The sequence below is a fragment of the Mesorhizobium sp. M1328 genome (assembly GCF_040318075.1).
GTDB lineage: Bacteria > Pseudomonadota > Alphaproteobacteria > Rhizobiales > Rhizobiaceae > Mesorhizobium.
On sequence record NZ_JAMYLO010000004.1, the window covers coordinates 40,601 to 60,825 of the forward strand.

The 20,225-nt window shown below is 61.2% G+C and carries 18 protein-coding genes and 1 pseudogene; 15 read left to right on the top strand and 4 right to left on the bottom strand.

The features are described from left to right. Positions 1-29: 29 nt before the first annotated feature. The 9 genes and pseudogenes from NKH23_RS11565 (at position 30) to NKH23_RS11605 (ending at position 8,929) form a co-directional block, all read left to right on the top strand. Positions 30-1,058 (top strand): ABC transporter permease, encoded by a 1,029-nt coding sequence (locus NKH23_RS11565; RefSeq protein ID WP_352913737.1) that lies wholly within the window; start codon positions 30-32, stop codon positions 1,056-1,058. Then, the gene (locus tag NKH23_RS11570; RefSeq protein ID WP_352913740.1) at positions 1,058-2,032 is read left to right on the top strand and encodes an ABC transporter permease; all 975 of its coding nucleotides are present in this window, start codon (positions 1,058-1,060) and stop codon (positions 2,030-2,032) included. The genes NKH23_RS11565 and NKH23_RS11570 overlap by 1 nt, the downstream gene beginning before the upstream one ends. After that, on the top strand, positions 2,022-3,044 hold the full coding sequence (locus NKH23_RS11575) for an ABC transporter ATP-binding protein (protein WP_353034673.1): 1,023 nt from the start codon (positions 2,022-2,024) through the stop codon (positions 3,042-3,044). The genes NKH23_RS11570 and NKH23_RS11575 overlap by 11 nt, the downstream gene beginning before the upstream one ends. Further along, complete coding sequence (locus tag NKH23_RS11580; RefSeq protein WP_352913746.1) at positions 3,041-4,027, top strand: ABC transporter ATP-binding protein; 987 nt, start codon at positions 3,041-3,043, stop codon at positions 4,025-4,027. Before NKH23_RS11575 ends, NKH23_RS11580 begins: the two co-directional genes overlap by 4 nt. A gap of 332 nt (positions 4,028-4,359) precedes the next feature. Continuing rightward, positions 4,360-5,568 carry an ABC transporter substrate-binding protein gene (locus NKH23_RS11585; RefSeq protein WP_352913749.1) on the top strand — a complete coding sequence of 403 codons (1,209 nt, stop codon included), beginning with the start codon at positions 4,360-4,362 and terminating at the stop codon, positions 5,566-5,568. Positions 5,569-5,579: 11 nt separating this feature from the next. Continuing rightward, positions 5,580-6,352, top strand: a pseudogene (locus NKH23_RS11590) (ABC transporter ATP-binding protein). Beyond that, the gene (locus NKH23_RS11595; RefSeq protein ID WP_352718035.1) at positions 6,345-7,055 is read left to right on the top strand and encodes an ABC transporter ATP-binding protein; all 711 of its coding nucleotides are present in this window, start codon (positions 6,345-6,347) and stop codon (positions 7,053-7,055) included. Before NKH23_RS11590 ends, NKH23_RS11595 begins: the two are co-directional and overlap by 8 nt. A 7-nt stretch (positions 7,056-7,062) precedes the next feature. Further along, on the top strand, positions 7,063-7,950 hold the full coding sequence (locus tag NKH23_RS11600; protein ID WP_352718036.1) for a branched-chain amino acid ABC transporter permease: 888 nt from the start codon (positions 7,063-7,065) through the stop codon (positions 7,948-7,950). A gap of 1 nt (position 7,951) precedes the next feature. Then, positions 7,952-8,929, top strand: a complete 978-nt coding sequence (locus tag NKH23_RS11605) for a branched-chain amino acid ABC transporter permease (RefSeq protein WP_353034675.1) — start codon at positions 7,952-7,954, stop codon at positions 8,927-8,929. Positions 8,930-8,948: 19 nt separating this feature from the next. Here NKH23_RS11605 and NKH23_RS11610 read toward each other — a convergent pair whose 3' ends face one another. Genes NKH23_RS11610 through NKH23_RS11625 form a run of 4 tightly spaced genes read right to left on the bottom strand, consistent with a single transcriptional unit; the run spans position 8,949 to position 12,978 of the window. After that, entirely contained in the window at positions 8,949-10,124 is a 1,176-nt protein-coding gene (locus NKH23_RS11610; protein WP_352718039.1) for an ABC transporter ATP-binding protein, read from the bottom strand. Beyond that, on the bottom strand, positions 10,117-11,259 hold the full coding sequence (locus NKH23_RS11615; protein ID WP_352718041.1) for an extracellular solute-binding protein: 1,143 nt from the start codon (positions 11,257-11,259) through the stop codon (positions 10,117-10,119). The genes NKH23_RS11610 and NKH23_RS11615 overlap by 8 nt, the downstream gene beginning before the upstream one ends. Before the next feature lie 22 nt (positions 11,260-11,281). Continuing rightward, positions 11,282-12,103, bottom strand: coding sequence for an ABC transporter permease (locus NKH23_RS11620; RefSeq protein ID WP_352913754.1), 822 nt, complete (start codon positions 12,101-12,103; stop codon positions 11,282-11,284). Beyond that, complete coding sequence (locus NKH23_RS11625) at positions 12,100-12,978, bottom strand: ABC transporter permease (protein WP_352913756.1); 879 nt, start codon at positions 12,976-12,978, stop codon at positions 12,100-12,102. The genes NKH23_RS11620 and NKH23_RS11625 overlap by 4 nt, the downstream gene beginning before the upstream one ends. A gap of 249 nt (positions 12,979-13,227) precedes the next feature. Between NKH23_RS11625 and NKH23_RS11630 the strand changes: the two genes are divergently transcribed. The 6 genes from NKH23_RS11630 (at position 13,228) to NKH23_RS11655 (ending at position 20,188) form a co-directional block, all read left to right on the top strand. Continuing rightward, positions 13,228-14,154, top strand: coding sequence for an ArsR/SmtB family transcription factor (locus NKH23_RS11630; RefSeq protein ID WP_352455343.1), 927 nt, complete (start codon positions 13,228-13,230; stop codon positions 14,152-14,154). 184 nt (positions 14,155-14,338) lie between these two features. Continuing rightward, complete coding sequence (arfA, locus tag NKH23_RS11635) at positions 14,339-15,850, top strand: arabinosylfuranosidase ArfA (protein WP_352913761.1); 1,512 nt, start codon at positions 14,339-14,341, stop codon at positions 15,848-15,850. A 49-nt stretch (positions 15,851-15,899) separates the two neighbouring features. Beyond that, positions 15,900-16,991 (top strand): ABC transporter ATP-binding protein, encoded by a 1,092-nt coding sequence (locus NKH23_RS11640; protein WP_352913764.1) that lies wholly within the window; start codon positions 15,900-15,902, stop codon positions 16,989-16,991. Between the two features lie 19 nt (positions 16,992-17,010). Next, entirely contained in the window at positions 17,011-17,928 is a 918-nt protein-coding gene (locus tag NKH23_RS11645) for a carbohydrate ABC transporter permease (protein ID WP_502908344.1), read from the top strand. Continuing rightward, positions 17,925-18,773: a carbohydrate ABC transporter permease gene (locus tag NKH23_RS11650; RefSeq protein ID WP_352467126.1), complete on the top strand. Its 849-nt coding sequence runs from the start codon at positions 17,925-17,927 to the stop codon at positions 18,771-18,773. Before NKH23_RS11645 ends, NKH23_RS11650 begins: the two co-directional genes overlap by 4 nt. A 95-nt stretch (positions 18,774-18,868) precedes the next feature. Beyond that, on the top strand, positions 18,869-20,188 hold the full coding sequence (locus NKH23_RS11655) for an ABC transporter substrate-binding protein (protein ID WP_352913769.1): 1,320 nt from the start codon (positions 18,869-18,871) through the stop codon (positions 20,186-20,188). Positions 20,189-20,225 lie beyond the last annotated feature (37 nt).

The following is a 20,225-nucleotide window of genomic DNA, read 5'->3' on the forward strand; positions in this document are numbered from 1 at the left end:
GCCGCGATTTTTCCTAGGCAATCCTGTTCATGGTCAATGTCATTGCGGACCAGCCCGCCATCCCGGTTCGCCGGGCCACCGATGGCCCGTGGCGCACCGCTTGGCGCAAGCTGAAAGGCGATCGTTCGGCAATATCTGCCTTCGCCGTGCTCGTCGTCATCGTGATCGCCTCGCTCGCGGCGCCGCTTTATGCGCGATACGTCTCCGGCACCGATCCATTTGTGACCAATCTCAATGGCGAGATCGTTGTCGATGGGGTGACCCAGCCGGTGCTGCAGCCCTCCACCGAAGGCCTTGGCCTCGGCATGACGCCGATCGGGCCGACCTGGCGCATCGGCCCCTATATGCTCGGTGCCGACAACCAGGGCCGTGACGTCGCGGCGCGGCTGTTTTACGGCGGACGGGATTCGCTGTTGATCTCCGGTGCTGCAGCCGTGCTGTGCCTTGTCCTCGCGACGTTTCTGGGGGTCGTTTCCGGCTTCTTCGGCGGCATCGTCGACATCGGCCTGTCGCGCATTCTCGACGTGCTCTGGGCCTTTCCGATTTTCCTGTTGGCGATTTCGTTGTCGATCGTGCTGATTGCGCAGAGCATCCAGATCGGTCCATTCGAAATCCGCTCCGGCAGCCTGTGGCTACCGGTCTTCATCATCGGCATCGTCTATGTGCCCTATGTGGCGCGACCGATCCGCGGCCATGTCCTGACCTTGATGCATGCCGAATTCGTCACCGCTGCGATCGGCCTAGGCGCGTCGCCCTGGCGCATCCTTTTGCGCGACATCATGCCCAATGTGGTGACCCGCATCATCGTTTTCGTGCCGTTGATTCTGGCGCTCAACATGATGACGGAATCCTCGCTGTCGTTCCTGTCGATCGGCGTGCAGCCGCCGGATGCCAGCTGGGGCACGATCATCCAGGACGGCCAGGGCCTGCTCTATTCGCGGCCGGTCGTGGCACTGGCGCCGGGGCTAGCCATTGTCATCACGGTGCTGGCCTTCAACATTCTGGGCGATGGCGTGCGCGACGCGCTCGATCCGAAATCCTCGCCGAGGGGCGTCTAGTGGTTGCCGCGCTCGGCTTCCGGCTTGGCCAGATGGTGCTAGTCATGTTCGGCATCAGCGTCGTCGCTTTCCTGATCTTCTTTGCGACGCCTGGCGCTGATCCATCGGCGCGCATTGCCGGCCGCAATGCTTCGCAAGAGACGTTGATCCAGGTGCGCCACGATTTCGGTCTCGACCGGCCATTGCCGGTGCAATATGGGCTGATGATGAACCGGCTTTTCGTTAGCCGCGATCTCACCTCCTTCGTCAATCGCGGGCAACGCGTCATTCCGACCGTGATAAGCGCCATTCCCGTAACGCTGTCGCTGGTCGGTGGCGCGGCAGTGCTGTGGGTGCTCGGCGGATTGATCGTCGGGGTGATCGCAGGCGCAACGCGCGGTACATTCGTGGATCGGGCGCTGATGATCCTGAGCTTGATAGGCGTGTCGATCCCGGTCTTCTGGCTGGGCGAGGTCGCCAACCTGCTGACACAAAGCCGCTGGCACGACAGCTGGCTGTTTTCCTGGGTTCCTCCGCTCGGCTACATCCCCCTGACCGAGAACCCCTGGGGCTGGTTCAAGGCGCTCGTCATTCCGTGGTTCACGCTGGCAACCCTTTATGTCGGCCTCTATGGCCGGGTGCTGCGGGCAAGCCTGATCGAGATGATGCAGGAGGATTTCATCCGCACCGCCCGGGCCAAGGGGATCGGCGAACGCCGGGTGCTGCTGCATCATGGCCTCAGGACCTCGCTGGTCGCATTTGTTACCATGTTCGGCCTCGATTTTGGTGCCCTGGTCGGTGGCGGCGCGCTGCTGACCGAAGTGGTCTTCGGACTGCAGGGCGTCGGAAAACTGACCTATGAGGCGCTGCAGACCCTCGATCTGCCGATGATCCTGGCCACGGTGATTTACGCCGCCTTCTTCGTGGTGATGGCAAACTTCGTCGTCGACGTCGTCTTCGTCATCGTCGACCCGAGAGCGCGCAATGTCGGCTGATGCTCCTCTTTTGGTGGTCAAGGACCTCACCGTCTCCTTCCGCAGCGACGAGGGCCTGGTGCGCGCGGTGGGAGGTGTTTCGTTCTCCGTCGAGCAGCGCGAAATCGTCGGTGTGGTTGGCGAGTCCGGTTCGGGCAAAAGCCAGACCTTGCTCGCCATTATGGGGCTGATCGACAGCCCCAACGCTATCGTCTCCGGTTCCATCCGTTTCATGGGACAGGAGCTGATCGGGCTCAAGCGGCGTGCGCTCGATGTCATTCGCGGCCGCCAGATCGCGATGATCTTCCAGGATCCGATGTCGGCGCTCACCCCAGTGCATACGATCGGCAATCAGATCGGCGAGCAGGTGCGCGCGCATGAAAAGGTGTCGGCGAAAGCGGCGCGGGCGAGGGCGGTGCAGTTGCTGGATGCGGTCGGCATCGCATATCCGGATCGGGTCGTCCACAGCTACCCGCACCAGCTTTCCGGCGGCATGCGCCAGCGTGCGGTGATTGCCATGGCGCTCTCCTGCAACCCGGCGCTGCTCGTCGCGGATGAACCGACTACAGCCCTCGATGTTACGGTGCAGGCGCAGATCCTCGAACTGATCGGACGACTGCGCGACCAGTTCGGCTCCGCCGTGATCCTGGTCACGCATGATCTTGGCGTCGTCGCCGAAGTCGCGGACCGGGTGCTGGTGATGTATGGCGGACGCTTTGTCGAGGAGGGCGGCAAGAGCAGCGTGTTCCGGGCGCCGCTGCATCCCTACACATGGGGCTTGTTCGGCTCGATCCCGCCGATGGAGGGACCACGTCCAGCCCGGCTCGCCGCCATCCCGGGGATTCCGCCGTCGCTCTCCGACCTGCCGAAAGGCTGCGCCTTCAGCCCCCGCTGCGCCTTTCGCCACGACGCCTGTCTGGTTCAACTGCCGATCATGCAAGGCGAGAGCCATCGCGCCGCCTGCCTGTTGCCGGAGCCTACGCGCAGACAGCTCGCTGCCCAGAGGGCTGGCGGCGTGGAGATGCAACGATGAATGCCGTGCCGCGCCCGCTGCTTCGCGCCGGCGATCTGTCGAAACGTTACAGCGTCGGCCGCTCGATCTTTCCGGCGCAGCGCCGGACGGTGCATGCGGTCGATACGGTGTCGCTCGACATCTGGCCCGGGGAAACGCTCGGCATCGTCGGTGAGTCCGGTTGCGGCAAGTCCACGCTTGGCCGGTGTCTGGTGCGCCTGACCGAAATCAGCTCGGGGTCGCTGGAATTCGAGGGCCGCGATATCAGCGACGCATCCCAGGGCCAGCTCCGTCCGCTGCGGCGGCAAATGCAGATGGTCTTTCAGGATCCCAGCGCTTCGCTCAATCCGCGCCGGCGGGTCGGCGATCTGCTGGCCGATCCATTCCGCATCCATGAACGCCTCTCGACATCGGAAATGGCGGACCGCGTGGCCGACCTTCTGCGCCGGGTCGACTTGTCGCCCCAGCACGCATCGCGCTATCCGCACGAATTCTCCGGCGGCCAGCGTCAGCGTATCGGCATCGCCCGCGCGCTGGCGCTGCGGCCACGGCTGATCGTGGCCGACGAGCCGGTCTCGGCGCTCGACGTGTCGATCCAGGCGCAGATCGTCAATCTGCTCGCCGACTTGCGCGAGGAGTTCAACCTGACCTATGTGTTCATCGCTCACGACCTTTCTGTCGTGCGCCAGATCTCGAGCCGTGTGGCGGTCATGTATCTGGGATCGATCGTGGAGAGCGGGCCGACCGACGAGGTCTTTGCGGCGCCCAGACATCATTACACCGCAGCGCTGCGTTCCGCCGTGCCGGTACCCAGCATCGACCGGGCGCGGCGCGGCCGGCTGGTGCTCAAGGGTGACCTGCCCAGCCCGATGAGCCCACCCTCCGGGTGCCGGTTCCACACCCGTTGCCCAGCTGCCACCCCGATCTGCCGCAGCGAGCGTCCGCTTCTCCAAAGCATTGGCGAGGGCCGCCTGGTTGCGTGCCATCATCCAGCCGAGGGTTGACGATGGGAATTCTCGGTCAGCGATATCGGATCAGGACCGTTCAGCCGTAATCGTTGCTTCGGCGAGAATAGAGGCCGATCTGGACGCCGCACGATCCGACGCTATGTTGCGCTTCGGCGGTGCGCGGCCGGCATCGCAAATGCCTAATACTAAAGTAACTGTTCTCGCGTTGCCGAGCGATGCTACGATTTGAGGGACGGGCATAAGCGGCCGTAGAGCGCTGCGTGATTTTGCGCCGGAGAGGATGGAAAGTGGGAGGCCACTCTTTCGTGCCGCAGCAGGCAGCCGCCGATATGTTGCTCGGTTGTCGATCATAAGGGAGGAAGTCACCAATGAAGATATCGTACCTGGTCTCGGCCGCGCTTCTTGCAGCGACTGCGATGCCTGCCGCAGCCGCCGAGGTTTCCGACGGCAAGGTCAAGATCGGCATTCTCAACGACCAGTCGGGCGTCTATGCAGATTTCGGCGGCAAGTGGTCGGTCGAGGCCGCCAAGATGGCGGTCGAGGATTTCGGCGGCAAGGTGCAAGGTGCGCCGGTCGAGATCGTCAGCGCCGACCACCAGAACAAGCCGGACATCGCCTCCAACATTGCGCGGCAGTGGTATGACACCGAACAGGTCGATTCCATCATGGAACTAACAACGTCCTCGGTGGCGCTCGCCGTCCAAGGGATTTCCAAGGAAAAGAAGAAAATCGACATCGTCACCGGCGCCGCGACCACCGAGCTTACCGGCAAACAGTGCTCGCCCTATGGCTTCCACTGGGCCTACGACACGCATTCGCAGGCAGTGGGGACCGGTGGCGCTCTCGTCCAGCAAGGCGGCGACAGCTGGTTCTTCGTCACAGTCGATTATGCATTCGGCTATTCGCTGAAGGAGCAGACCGCAAAGTTCGTCGAGAGCCATGGCGGCAAGGTGGTTGGCGAGGTGCGTTACCCGCTCGGCTCGACCGACTATTCATCCTTCCTGCTGCAGGCGCAATCGTCGGGCGCCAAGGTCATCGGCCTGGCGAATGCTGGCCTCGACACCTCCAACTCGACCAAGCAAGCGGCCGAATTCGGTATCGTGCAGGGCGGTCAGCGGCTTGCAGCACTTCTGTTCACGCTGGCCGAGGTGCATGGGCTCGGCCTCGAGGCGGCGCAAGGCGTGGTGCTGACCGAAGGTTTCTACTGGGATCGCGACGACAAGAGCCGCGAGTTCGCCCAGCGGTTCTTCAAGCGCACCAACCGCATGCCGAATATGATCCAGGCCGCCACCTATTCGGCGGTGACCCAGTATTTAAAGGCGATCGACAAAGCCGGCACCGACGGAACCGAGGCGGTCGCCAAGGAATTGCATGCGATGCCAGTGAACGACGTCTTTACGGCAAACGGCAAAGTGCAGGCCGACGGCAACATGGTTCACGACATGTATCTTTATCAGGTCAAGTCGCCGAGCGAGAGCACCAAGGAGTGGGACTATTACAAACCGCTCGCCACGATCCCCGGTAACGAGGCGTTTCTGAGCCCCAAGGAGAGCGGCTGTCCCACCGCCGGCGAGTGATTGGCGGACCGATGGAACCGCCCGAACCGAGTGAGCCGCGGGTGGTGCTTTCCGCCCGAGGCCTGCGGCGCGACTTCGCCGGTTTCGTTGCGGTCAGGAATGTCGATCTCGACCTCTACCACGGCAACATCCACGCGCTGATCGGGCCCAACGGCGCCGGCAAGACCACCGTCTTCAACCTGCTCACCAAGTTCCTGCCGCCGACCAGCGGCAGGATCGAACTGCTCGGCCACGACATCACCCGCACCTCGCCAGCCAAGGTCGCGCGGATGGGCCTGGTGCGCTCGTTCCAGATCTCGGCGGTGTTTCCACATCTCAGCGTGCTCGACATGTGCGCGTTGCGCTGCAGCGGCCGGGCGGGCTCAGCGTTCAGTTCTGGCGCTCGCTGTCTGCGCTCGATCGATTGACGCCGCGCGCCGAGGAGCTTTTGCGGTCGGTCGGCCTCGACGATGCCAAGAACAGGCCCGCCGCCGATCTCTCCTATGGCAGGAAACGCGTGCTCGAGATCGCCACGACGCTGGCGCTCGACCCGAAAGTGCTGCTGCTCGACGAGCCGATGGCCGGCATGGGGCATGAGGATGTGCGCACGGTTTCCGACATCATCCGCTCGGTCGCCAAGGAGCGCTCGGTGCTGATGGTCGAGCACAATTTGACTGTTGTAGCCGATCTTTGCGACTGGATAACCGTCATGCAGCGCGGCGAAATCCTTGCCGCCGGCGACTACGCCACGGTCAGCCGCGACGAGCGGGTGAGGATCGCCTATATGGGCACCGCCGATGAGTGACGCCGCGCCGCTTCTCGCAGTCCGCGGCCTCAACGCCTGGTATGGCGAGAGCCATGCGCTGCACGGCGTCGACCTGGACGTCTTTCCAGGTGAAACGGTGACGTTGCTGGGGCGCAACGGCGTCGGCAAGACCACGACATTGCGCGCCATTATCGGGCTGATCCGCCAGCGAACCGGCCAGATTTTTTTCGACGACAAGGATCTGATGCGCCTGCCGTTGCACCGGACCGCGCATCAAGGCATTGGCCTGGTGCCGGAGGAACGCGGCATCTTCGCAACATTGACCGTGGACGAGAATTTGGTCTTGCCGCCGATCGTCGCTGAGGGCGGCATGAGCGTGGAGGAAATATTCGATCTCTTCCCCAATCTGAAGGAGCGACGCAACAGCCCCGGCACCAGGCTGTCGGGCGGCGAACAGCAGATGCTGGCGATCGCGCGCATGCTGCGGACCGGCGTGAAAATGCTGCTTCTCGATGAGCCGACCGAGGGACTGGCTCCCGTCATCGTGCAGCGCATCGGCGACGTGCTGGCGACGATGAAAAAGCGCGGCATGACGATCCTGCTGGTCGAGCAGAATTTCCGCTTTGCCAGCCGCGTCACCGACCGTTTCTACCTGATGGAGCACGGCAAGGTCGTGGCGGGTTTTCCCGTCGGCGAACTGCCGGATCGTATGACGCTGCTGCATGAAGTGCTGGGTGTATGATGGCGCCATGACGATGATCTTCGGAATACCCGTTCAGGCTTTCCTCGGCCAGTTGCTGGTCGGCCTCATCAACGGCTCGTTCTACGCAATGTTGAGCCTGGGCCTGGCTGTCATATTCGGCCTGTTGCGCGTCATCAATTTCGCCCACGGCGCGCTCTATATGCTCGGCGCCTTCATCGGGTACCTGCTTCTCACCCGGTTCGGCATCGGCTACTGGCCGGCTCTGATCCTGTCGCCGCTGATCGTCGGCTGCTTCGGCGTCGTGGTCGAGCGCCTGGCGCTTTCGAGGCTTTACGACATCGACCCGCTCTACGGGCTGCTTTTCACCTTTGGCCTCGCGCTCGTGCTCGAAGGGGTGTTCCGTTACTACTATGGCGTATCGGGAAGTCCTTATTCCGTGCCGCCGCTGCTCTCCGGGGGAACCAATCTCGGCTTCATGTTCCTGCCTAATTACCGCGGCTGGGTGGTGGTCGCCTCGATGATCGTCTGTTTCGTCACCTGGGCGCTGATCGAGAAGACCAGACTGGGCTCCTATCTGCGCGCGGCAACGGAGAACCCCGGCCTGGTGCAGGCTTTCGGCGTCAACGTGCCGTTGCTGCTGACTCTCACCTACGGCCTCGGCGCCGCTCTTGCCGGGCTTGCGGGGGTTCTCGCCGCGCCGATCTATCAGGTGAGCCCGCTGATGGGATCTGACCTCATCATCGTCGTCTTCGCCGTCGTCGTGGTCGGCGGCATGGGATCGATCCTCGGGGCGATCGTCACCGGTTACATGCTTGGCCTCGCCGAAGGCCTGACCAAGGTTTTCTATCCCGAAGCCTCCAATCTGGTGGTCTTCGTCATCATGGCGATCGTGCTTCTGGTCCGGCCAGCCGGCCTGTTCGGAAGGGATGCCTGAGATGGCCGAACTCTCACTTCGCGAGACGCGCGTCAAAAGTTCGGTATGGCTTGCATGGACGCTGGTGGGGCTCGGCATCCTGGCGCTGCTGGTGGCGCCTTTCTTCGTCTATCCGATCTTCCTGATGAAGATGCTGTGCTTTGCGCTGTTTGCCTGCGCGTTCAACCTTCTGCTCGGCTACACCGGGCTGTTGTCCTTCGGCCATGCGACATTCTTCGGCGGGGCGGCCTATCTCACCGCATACGCGGTCAAGGTCTGGGGCTGGCCGCCGGAAGCGGGCATCCTGCTCGGTGTCCTGGGAGCCGCGCTGCTCGGCCTTGTGATGGGCTTCTTTGCCATCCGCCGGCAAGGCATCTATTTCGCCATGATCACGCTGGCGCTGTCGCAGATGTTCTTCTTCTTCTGCGTGCAGGCGCCGTTCACCGGAGGTGAGGACGGCATCCAGGGCGTGCCGCGTGGCAAGCTGCTTGGAATGCTCGACCTGAACGTATCGATCAACATCTATTATTTCGTGCTGGCAGTCTTCCTGATCGGCGTGTTCGCCATCTGGCGCATCATCAACTCGCCTTTCGGCATGATCCTGCGTTCCATCCGGGAAAACGAGAGCCGGGCCATTTCGCTCGGCTATTCCGTTGCCAATTACAAGCTGGCGGCATTCGTCATGTCGGCGACATTGGCCGGGCTGGCCGGCGCGCTCAAGGCGATCGTTTTTCAGTTTGCCACGCTCACCGACGTCACCTGGCAGATGTCGGGCGAGGTGATTCTGATGACGCTCCTCGGCGGCATCGGCACTATGGTCGGGCCGATCATCGGCGCCAGTCTGGTCGTCGGCCTGGAAAACACGCTCGCCACCTCGAGTTTTCCGGTGACCATCGCCACCGGCCTGACCTTCATGGTCTGCGTGCTGGTTTTCCGGCGCGGTATTGTCGGTGAGGTCTATGCGCGGTTTCTCGGGCCAAAGGGTGACGCGAAAGACTGAACGGCTCAGTTCCGCCTCGCTAGGCGATGCGTAAGCCTTGCGCGTCGAGAAGCACGCAGCCCAGCGGGTCGAAGCAGACATCGACCGTTTCGCCTTCACGCAGCGGCTGGCCGTCGATCAACGTGTTGGCGCGCACCTGCGTGCCGGCGCCGATGTCGATCTCGTAGACCGCATTGCCGCCGAGATAGGAGGTCGAGACGATCCGTCCCGCCAGCCTGTTGGCAGCACCGGCGGTACCGACGGTAAGCTTCTGCGGGCGAACGACGACGGTGACCGCGCTGCCGGTCGCGAGCGCCTTCGGCGCGGCCACCTTTACGACATGGCCGCTGGCCAGCGCGATCATCGCCATCTTGCCGTCCATCACCGTCACGCTGCCGGGCAGCATGTTGGCCTTGCCAAGGAAATTGGCGACGAATGCGGTGGCCGGCCGGTCATAGACCTGCGCGGGGGAGCCGATCTGCTCGATCAGGCCGGCGTTCATCACGACGATGTGGTCGGACATCGACAAGGCTTCTTCCTGGTCGTGCGTCACGAAGATAGCGGTGATGCCCGTCTCCCTCTGGATTTTCTTGATCTCGACGCGCATGTCCTCGCGCATATTGGCGTCGAGCGCCGACAAGGGCTCGTCCAGCAGCAGTACTTCCGGCTCGAAGACGATGGCGCGGGCCAGTGCGATGCGTTGCTGCTGGCCGCCCGAAAGCTGTGAGGGCAGCTTTGTCTCACTGCCGGGCAGCCGCACCATATCCAGCGCCTTCTTGACCCGGCGCACGATTTCCGGTTTCGGCACGTTTCGGTATTTCAGGCCGAATGCGACGTTGTCGAAGACGTTCTTGTGCGGAAAGAGCGCGTAGTTCTGGAACACCAGACCAATGTTGCGCTTGTAGATCGGGATGTCGTCGACCCGCTTTCCGCCGATCGAGATCTGGCCACTGGAGATGTCGACCAGGCCCGCGATCGATCGCAGGATCGTCGTCTTGCCGCACCCGGACGGCCCCAGCAAGGTGACGAAACTACCTTTGCGGATCGCCAGTGAAAAATCGCGCACAGCGGCGAACTTGCCGTAGAAAATATCAATGTCGCGAAACTCGACCGCAGGCTTTCCTATCGGCTGCCGCTCGCTCTGGGCGAGCGGGTCGCCAGCAGCCCCGGCCGAAGCCGGCCGGGGCTGATGGTCGTGGCTGTTGTCGTCATGCACCTTTCGACACCCTGTCCCACTGCTTGGTCCAGGCGTCTTCGTTCTTCGCCCAGTAGAGCGGATCGGCGAAGGTCAGCGACTTCATCGATCCGGTCGGGTCGAAGGCCGGAAGCGCGGCGATCTTATCGGTCAGCTTCACCTTGGTGGGGTCAAGGGACGGCGGATAGTTCTGGCCCTCGGCGACGGCGATCGACGTGGCCGGATCCAGCATGAAGTTGATCAACTCCTCGCATTCGGCCATGGGCGATCCCTTGAGCACCAGCATGTCCTCCATCCATGCGTATGAGCCGGCAGGGTCGAGATAGCCGATCGGCTGGCCCTGCTGCTGCAGGGCGGCGACACGTCCTGACCAGGCGTCGGTGACGACGATCTCGTTGCGCGACAGGAGGTCCATGAGTTCCGCGCCGGAACTCCAGAATTTCTTGGCCAGGTCGCGGGTCTCGCGAACCCTGGCCCAGACCGCATCCATATCCTGGATGTTGTTGGGGTCCTGTTTCGTCTGCAGCGCCGCATACCAGACGCGCGTCGTCATATCGGCGTAGCCGCCGATCTTGCCGGCATATTTCGTGTCGGTAAGCAGGTTGGCGCCCTTTTCTTTGGCTTCCTCCGGCGAGATGACCTTGTTGTTGTAGGCGATGCCGGTGGTGCCGTAATCATATGGCACTGCCGACAGCTTCGGCGTGATCTTGCGGAACGGCTCGATCATGGCGGTCAGCACATTCGCCATGTTTGGAATGTTCGCCTCGTTGATCTCCGAATTGAAACCGCCATTGACGTATTTGATGTAGTAGTTGACGCCGGAAGAATGGACGATCTGGAAGTCGCCTGGTTTCGAGGTCTTGATTTTGGTGATGATCTCGTTCTCGTCGCCAAAGGTGCCCTGGACGACCTTGACCTTGGACTTGGCGGTGTAAGGCTGGAACGCGTACTTGTCGATCGCCTCCTGCACCACGCCGCCCCATCCGTCGAAGCGCACTTCCGAAACCGCGGCCAGCGCCCGTCCCATCCAGGGCAGGGAAAGCCCGGTGGCGGCGGCAGCGGCGGCCGTCAGCGTCAGGAATGATCGCCGGCTGATGTCGCCATTGGCATAGCGTTCGTTGAGCCTCTCCAGTCGTTTGGTGGTTGTCAGTTTCATTTCCATTCTCCCATTTTCATTTTCACTTGCCTGCCTTGAACCAGGTCAGGCTTTGCAGGATGAGCCCGCCAGCCAAGGGAATGCCGACCGTCAAAAGGATCATGACGGTTCCGAGCGCGTTCACCTCGGGGCTGATCGAGATCTTCAGCATCGAAAGGATTTGCGTCGGCATGGTCTCGACGCCCGCCGGCCGCCAGAACAGGCTGGCCGAGGTGTTGTCGAACGAAATGGTGAAAGCGAGCAGAACACTGGCAAGCACTGCGGGAATGAGCAGCGGCAGCGTGATTTCGCGGAATGTCGACACACGCGGCGCTCCGAGCGACAGTGCCGCCTCCTCATAGGAACGTTTAATGCCGACCATGCGCGCCTGGACGATCAGCACCACGTAGGGGAGCGTGAGCAGAATGTGGCCGAGCACCAGAAGCGTCATACTGCGCGGCTGGTCGACGGCTTTGATCATGACCAGCAGGCCGACGCCGAGTATCGTTTCGGGGACCAGCGCGGGAAGAATGACAAGCGTGTTGATCGCCTGCTTGCCACGGAACTCGAAGCGCACCAGCGCCAATGCCGCCATGATGCCGAGCAGCGTCGTCACCGTCGCCGTCACCAGGGCAATCCACATCGATGTCCGGAAGGCGTCGAGAACCGGCTCGTTGGTGAGCAGCTTCTCATACCATCGCAGGCTGAAGCCGGTGAGGGGAAAGCCGCCGAACATCGAGGCGTTGAAGGAAAGCACGACCGTGGCGATGATCGGCGCGAACATGAAGACATAGACGCACACCGTGATCGCGCCGGTCAGCCGCCACGCCCATTTGCCTTCGCGATCGGGATGATCCGCTCTCATGCACTGAGACCCTTCATGATCTGCGACAGGCCCATATAGCGGCTGTAAGCGGCCGCGGCCGCGCCGAGCAGGACGAACAGGACGATGGAAAGCGTTGCGCCCATCGGCCAGTTGAGCTGCCCCATGATGGTGTCGTAGATCAAGTTGCCGAACAGCGCGTCGCGGCTTCCGCCGAGCAGCTGCGGCGTCACATAGGAGCCGGCCGCCAGCACGAAGCAGAGCAGCAGCCCGGCGCCCAGCCCCGGCATCGACAGCGGCAGGGTCACTTCGCGGAACGCCTGCGCGCTGGTGCAGCCCATCGAGCGGGCGGCGGCGATCAGCGTGCGGTCGATGCTTTCCAGGCTGACATAGACGTTCAGGATCATATAGGGCAGCAGAAAATGCAGCAGCCCCATGATGACGGCGCCCTCGGTGTAGAGCATCGGCAACGGCTCGTTGATGACGCCCAGCCTGATGAGCAGGACGTTGATCAGCCCCTGTTCGCCGAGGATGTGGATCCACGAGAACGTCCGGATGGTGAAGCTGATCCAGAACGGCACGATGAGCAGCAGCAACAGCAGCCATTTGTGCCTGAAGGTCGTGGCCCAGATGAAATAGGCGGGGAAATAACCAAGGATCGCGCAGATCACAGCGGTGATGGCGCCGACGCGAACGGTCTTCCAAAGAAAACCGTGATAGTAACTGTCGGTGAGGAATTCCTTCCAGTTGTCGAAGGTCAGCACCGCCGACTCCACCCCCGCGGTGACGAAGGTGAAAAACGTGTAGACCGTCATCATCGCGATCGGCAGCAGCAGGAGCAGGGTAAGCAGTAAAAGCACAGGCGCGACGAGGACCCAGGCCAGTCGCTGATCGTATAATTTCCACCCTTTGGTCACGACCCGTCCAACCGCTTTATGTGCAAGCCGCCATCACCGGGCTCGGCTCCGGACTAGATTGGGCGATCGGCGTTCAGGTGTCCACTCTGCATATGGCTCCTGCACAAATTCTGTGCAGGGCCACCGCGCGACCCTCGCCCTGCCGGATTCAACAAATTGCCCGGCGTTCCGCCTGCACATTGATTAAATCAGATTTCCCGATATACAGGCTAATTTCGGATATAGATTTTACATGGGCCGGGCAATTTCATGAGTCGCAATTTTCTGGTGATTGAACCTGAGGAAGGCATTGCCGTGCTCAAGGGGCTTGCCTCCTCGGCGCGTATCTCGATGCTGAAACTGCTGCATGAGAAGGGGCCGATGAATGTCAACGAAATCGCCGCCGTGCTGTCGCTGCCGCAGTCGACCGTCTCGACAAACATCCAGGTGCTGGAGGATGCGGGGCTGATCCGCACCGAGAATCTGAAAGCGAAGAAAGGCAGTCAGAAAATCTGTTATCCGACGGCCGAAGAAGTGCTCGTCGTGTTCAAGAGCGAATATCGTGCGGTCAAGAACGACGCGATCGAAGTGTCGATGCCGATCGGGCTTTACACCGGCTTCGAGGTTACCGCGCCCTGCGGCCTTTGCTCGCCGGACGGCATCATCGGTCTGCTCGATGTTCCCAACACTTTCCTCGATCCGGACCGCATGAAAGCCGGTCTGCTATGGTTCACGCGCGGTTTTGTCGAATACCAGTTCCCCAACAATGCCAAGCTCGCCAATGCCGAGATCACCGGACTCGAAGTGGCGATAGAGCTGTCCTCGGAAGTGCCGGGCACCAGCGCCGATTGGCCCTCGGACATTACGCTGACAATCAATGGTGTCGATGTCGGCACCTGGACGTCGCCGGGGGATTTCGGCGACAAGCGCGGCGTCTTCACGCCCTCCTGGTGGAAGCTCAAGGGCTCGCAATACGGCAAGTTGAAGAACTGGCGAATTGCCAATGACGGCACCTATGTCGACGGCCTCAGGATTTCCGAAACCGGCCTCGCCGCACTCGATCTGAAGAGCCATCATTCAATCCGCGTCCGTATCGGCGTCAAGGACGACGCCAAGCGCCCCGGCGGGATCAACATTTTCGGCAAGGGCTTTGGAAATTACGATCAGGACATCCTGCTCAGGATCAAAACTGGTTGATATCATGAAACCGGGTTCTGAAGATAACTTAGCAATTTCAATTAGCTAGCTTTCTGCTGTGCCAAAGCGTTCGTCTAATTGTCCTACATTTGGGTATTTTGGCTTGACGAAGGGCTGCCAATCCCGCTTTGATATCGGGCAAGATGATTTAAATCATCGTTTGTGATATCGATGGGAGGAATGCATGAAGGCAGCCGTTACGGCTCATCCGCATTATGTTGTCTCGGAAATCGATCCGAGGCTCTACGGATCCTTCATCGAGCATCTGGGGCGGGCAGTTTACACCGGCATCTATGAGCCCGGCCATCCGACAGCGGACGCCAACGGCATGCGTCAGGACGTCATCGATCTCGTCAGGGAACTCAATGTTCCGATCGTCCGCTATCCCGGCGGCAATTTCGTCTCGGCCTACAATTGGGAAGACGGCATTGGCCCCAAGGAACAGCGCCCAGTCCGCCTCGACCTTGCCTGGCACACATCGGAAAGCAACGAAGTCGGCCTGCATGAATTTGCCGATTGGTGCACCTGCGCCAACACCGAGATGATGCTTGCCGTCAATCTCGGTTCGCGCGGCCTCGACGAAGCCCGCAACCTTCTGGAGTACGCCAACCATCCCGGCGGCAGTAAATGGAGCGACAAGCGCATCGCCAACGGCCGCAAGGAGCCGTTCGACGTCAAGCTCTGGTGCCTCGGCAATGAAATGGATGGCCCCTGGCAGATCGGCCACAAGACCGCGGACGAGTATGGCCGCCTGGCGCATGAGACGGCCAAGGCCATGCGCGCCTTCTCCAAGTCACTCGAGCTGGTGGTCTGCGGCTCCTCGAATGCCAAGATGCCGACCTACCCTGAATGGGAAGCGACGGTTCTCGACCATACCTACAACGAGGTCGACTACATCTCGCTGCACATGTATTTCGACAACGAAGCCAACGACGCTCCGAACTATCTCGCCATGAGCGAAAAGCTCGACGGCTACATTGTCTCGGTCGCCGGCGTCATCGACTATATCAAGGCCAAGAAGCGCTCCAACAAGCAGGTCTACATCTCGTTCGACGAATGGAACGTCTGGTACCATTCCAAGGAGCAGGACAAGAAAATACTCGGCGGCAGCGACGGTTGGCCGTTCGCCCCGCCGTTGCTCGAAGACATCTATAATTTCGAGGATGTGCTGCAGGTCGGCCTGATCCTCAACACCTTCATCCGCCGTTCCGATGTCGTCAAGATCGCCTGCCTGGCACAACTGGTCAATGTCATCGCGCCGATCATGACCGTTCCGAATGGCCCGGCATGGCGGCAGACGATTTTTTATCCCTATCTGTTTGCTTCTAGCTATGGCCGCGGCAATGCGCTGGATCTCAAGGTGGAAAGCCCGACCTACAAATCCGCCGTTGCGGGCGACGTCGCCTATGTCGATGTTGCCGGCGTGCACGACAGGCAAACCGGCCACGTCACCTTCTTTGCCGTCAACCGCCATTCGAGCGAGGCAATCGAAACAGTGGTCGACCTCACCGGCTTCGGCGCGGCGGAGATCGTCGATCACCAGGTGATGGCACACGCCGATCTGAAAGCCGTCAATTCGGCCGAAAACCCTGGCAATGTCGGCCCCAGGAAGGGTGAGGGCGCCTCGCTCGTCGGCGGCAAGCTGAGCCTGTCGCTGCCGGCCTATTCCTACCAGGTCATACGCCTGAGGCTCTGAGTTCAGGCGGATCATCGAGAAAGCGCAAACGCTGAGGAGGAGCGTCGACGTGACGGCCGATATCGAGATCAGGAACGTGAGCAAGCAGTTCGGTGCCATGACGGTGCTGGAGCATCTGTCGCTCTCCATAAGGGCACGCGAATTCATCGTGTTCCTAGGGCCGTCCGGTTGCGGAAAATCGACGCTTCTTCGAATGATCGCCGGGCTCGAAGCTGTCGATAGCGGCGAGATTGCCATCAACAACGAGCGCATCGATCATTTGCCGCCGGGCAAGCGCGGCATTGCGATGGTGTTCCAGTCCTATGCGCTTTATCCGCATATGACGGTGCGCGACAACATGGCCTTCGGGCTTGCGAATATCGGCGTACCAGGCAAGGTCATCGAGGCGCGCATCAACGAAGCCGCCCGCATCCTGGAAATGCCGCATCTGCTCGATCGCAAGCCGGGCCAGCTCTCCGGCGGTCAGCGCCAGCGCGTCGCCATCGGCCGTGCGATCGTCAAGGAGCCGAAGGCCTTTCTGTTCGACGAGCCGCTCTCCAATCTCGATGCGGCGTTGCGCACCCGTACCCGCATCGAGCTTGCCCAGCTTCACCAGCGGCTGCAATCGACGATGATCTTCGTCACCCACGACCAGGTCGAGGCAATGACGCTGGCCGACCGCATCGTCGTCATGAACAATCGCAAGATCGACCAGATCGGTACCCCGATGGAGATCTACGAGCGCCCGGCGACCAAATTCGTCGCGGGTTTCGTCGGCGCGCCGGCGATGAACTTCGTCGATGCGACGCTCGACAAATCCGGCGAGAACGCCACGGCCAGGTTTGCGGACGGCGTCTCGGTGCAGACCGAGATCGCCTCCAGCCAACTGACCGACGGCAACTACACTTTCGGCATCCGTTCAGAAGACGTGCGCATCGTTGCGGCCGGACAGGGCAATGCCGACGGCGTCGTCGATGTGCTCGAGCGGCTCGGCGAACGCACCCTGATCTACGCGCGGCTGGGCGATGGCCAGCAGATCGTCGGCTCGGATTCCGGCAACAGCCGCGTCGCCGTCGGCGACAGAATCGGGCTCGCCTTCGACGGCCAGAAATCGCATCTGTTCAACGAGACCGGCCGCGCCTGGCATGCGAGGGAGGCCTGAGATGGCTGACCGGCTGGCGATGTCCCCGACCGCGACGCTTGCTGTCGGCGTCAGAGCCCCTACCGCCGACATCTATGCGCCGCAATGGCGAAATTTCATTTTCGTTGCGCCATTCTTGTTCTTCTTCACCACGCTGCTGCTCTTCCCGCTGCTCTGGGGGATGTGGCTGAGTTTCCACAAGGCCGACACGTTCTCGTCCGGAAATTTTGTCGGTCTCGGCAATTACGCCAGGCTGTATCACGACAAGGTCTTCCTGCAATCGATCTGGAACACCTTCTACTTCGTGCTTCTGACGGTGCCGACGCTGGCGCTGATCGGCCTTTTCCTGGCGCTTTGCCTCAACCGCCGCACGCGCACTGCCGCGGTTTTGCGGACGCTGTTCTTTTCCTCCTCGGTGCTGTCGGTCACCATCGTCACGCTGATCTGGCGCATCGTCTTCATTCCGAATGTCGGCCTGTTGTCGACGATCTACGGATGGTTCGGCGCAACGGCCCCGGCCTTCATTTCCGATCCCAGCCTGGCCATGATCGGCATCGCCATTGCCACCATCTGGTGGTGCATCGGCCTGCCGATGATGCTCTTTCTCTCGGCGCTCCAGCAGATTCCGCAGGATATTTACGAGGCGGCAGCCCTGGACAATGCCAATCGCTGGCAGACGCTACGCTCGATCACGCTGCCGTCGATCAAGCGGACCTTCATCCTGGTGATCATCATCCAGATCGTGCTGCAATTCCAGCTGTTCGGCCAAGCCTGGCTGATGACGCGCGGCGGTCCGAACAACCTGACCAAGCCGATCGTGCTCTACATCTACGATACCGCATTCCGTCGCTGGGATCTCGGCCTGGGTGCCGCGGCATCGGAAATCCTGTTCATCCTCATCCTGATCGCGGCCATGGCCCAGTACCTGGTGACACGCAGCAGGGGAGACCAAGCATGAGCGCTCCAGCCACTTCCATCAAGGGACGGGCATTTGGCGACCATGTGCTATTAGCCCTCGTCATCCTGCTTTCGATCGTCATGATCGCGCCGGTTCTGTGGGTGATCGGCCTGTCGCTCAAGGACAATACGGAGCTGATGGCCGATCCGAATTCGGTGTTTCACGCGCCCTATACGCTGAAGAACTACATCAACACCGTCGGCACCTCGTCGGTGTTCATCTGGGTGCGCAACAGCATCATCGTCTCGGGCGGATTGACGCTCGGCACGTTGATCCTGTCGTCGCTCGCCGGCTACGGCTTTGCACGGCTGAATTTCCCCGGCCGAGACGTGCTGTTCGTGATTGTGCTCTTCGGCCTGGCGGTCCCGGAACAGGCCGTGCTCGTCGCCCGTCATCAGATCTTCAGCATGCTGAAGTTCCACAACACCTATCAAGGGCTCATTCTGCCGGGCCTTTCGGCTCCGTTCGGCGTCTTCCTGATGACCCAGTATTTCAAAGCCATCCCGAAGGAGCTGGACGAAGCCGCCATGCTCGATAACGCCAGCCGGCTCAGGATTTTCTGGAAGGTGCTTCTGCCGCTCACGCTGCCTGCGCAGGCAACGCTCGGCATCTTTACCTTTCTCGGCGCATGGAACGATTATTTCTGGCCCCTGATTTCGGCGACGAGGAAGGACATGTTCACGCTGACGGTCGGCATGGCCTCGACCCAGACCAACTTCGCCCAGTCCGAAGGCATCGGCTTCCTGATGGCGCAGGCGGTGTTTGCCGGTGCACCGATCCTGATCGTCTACCTGTTCTTCCAGAAATACATCGTCACGGCGGTCTCCGGCGCTGCGGTGAGATAACGAAGATTGCCTGACGGCCGGGGGGAATGCGCAGCAATTGAAGCACGAAAGCCAATCCAGGGTGGAGCGGCGGAAACTCAGTAGGAGGAACTGATATGAAACTGAAGAAAATCCTGTTTGCCGCAGTCTCTGCGGGCGCAATGATGCTCGCAGCTCCAAGCTTCGCGGCCACGGAACTGAGCGTGCAGCGCTTTTTCGGCGCCTGCGATGCCGATTTCGGCACCAACACCGATCCCACCAAGGCCGTTGGCGAATGCGGCATCATCACCTCGCTGATCAACAAGTTCAACGCCGACAATCCCGATGTCCATGTCAACGTCACCACCGTGGAATGGCCCGGCTATGATCAGCTGACCGCGCAGTTCGCTTCAGGCGACGCTCCGGACATCGTCACGATCCATGAATCCGTACTGTCGGATTATCAGTCGAAGGGCCTGTTGATGCCGCTCGACGATCTCTTGAAGTCAGTCGGCCTGACACCCGACGCCTTCACCGACGCGGCGCGCAATGGCGCCACCAAAGACAGCAAGATCTATGGCCTGCCGATCGACAGCTGGACGATGCTCTATCACGTCAACATGGATCTTTTCAAACAAGCCGGCCTCGTCAATGCCGATGGCACGCCGATTTTTCCAAAGTCGCCCGAGGAACTGCTCGCCCAGGCCGAACAGTTCAAGCAGAAGACGGGCAAGCCTTATTTCGTCCAGAACCTGGCCAATGAGACCGCACTCTACACACGCAACCTCTACACTTATCTTTTCCAGCAGGATTCCGATTTCTTTGCGGATCCGAAGCATGTGAAGTTGAATACGCCGGAAGCCAAGAAGGTCGTCGAGATGTACAAGGCGATCTTCGAGAAGGGCTACACCACCAAGGATCTCGATTATGGCGGCTCGATCAACGCCTTCCTTGCCGGCGAGGGTGGTGTCCACCTTAACGGCACCTGGGTGGTCGGCGATTACAACGCCCAGTCCGAGACCAAGGGTACGGCGCTCAATAAGGGCGGCTATGCGGTCTATCCGTATCCGCAGCTGTTTGGCGGCGCCCACGCGCAATATGCCGACGGCCACACCTGGGCCGTTTCGCAGAAAGACCGCACGCCTGAACAGATCGCGGCGATCGGCAAATTCCTGAAGTTCTTCGCCGACAACGACTTTGAGTGGTCGCGCACCGGTCACCTGCCGGCCTATAAGGCCGTCATCACCTCGGACGCCTTCAAGGCCCTGCCGCATCGCAACACGATCTCTGCGGTCGCCGACCTCGGCAAGCCGCTGCCGTCCGCCGTACAGCGTCAGTTTGCGATCCAGGACATCATCGGCGAAGAGATGAGTGCAGCAATCAGCGGCCAGAAGGACGTCGACACCGCCCTTGCCGACATGGAAAGTCGCGTCAACGAATTGCTCGCCAACATCTGACCACGGGTTTCGAAAGGCCCTCCCAAGGCGCCCCGCG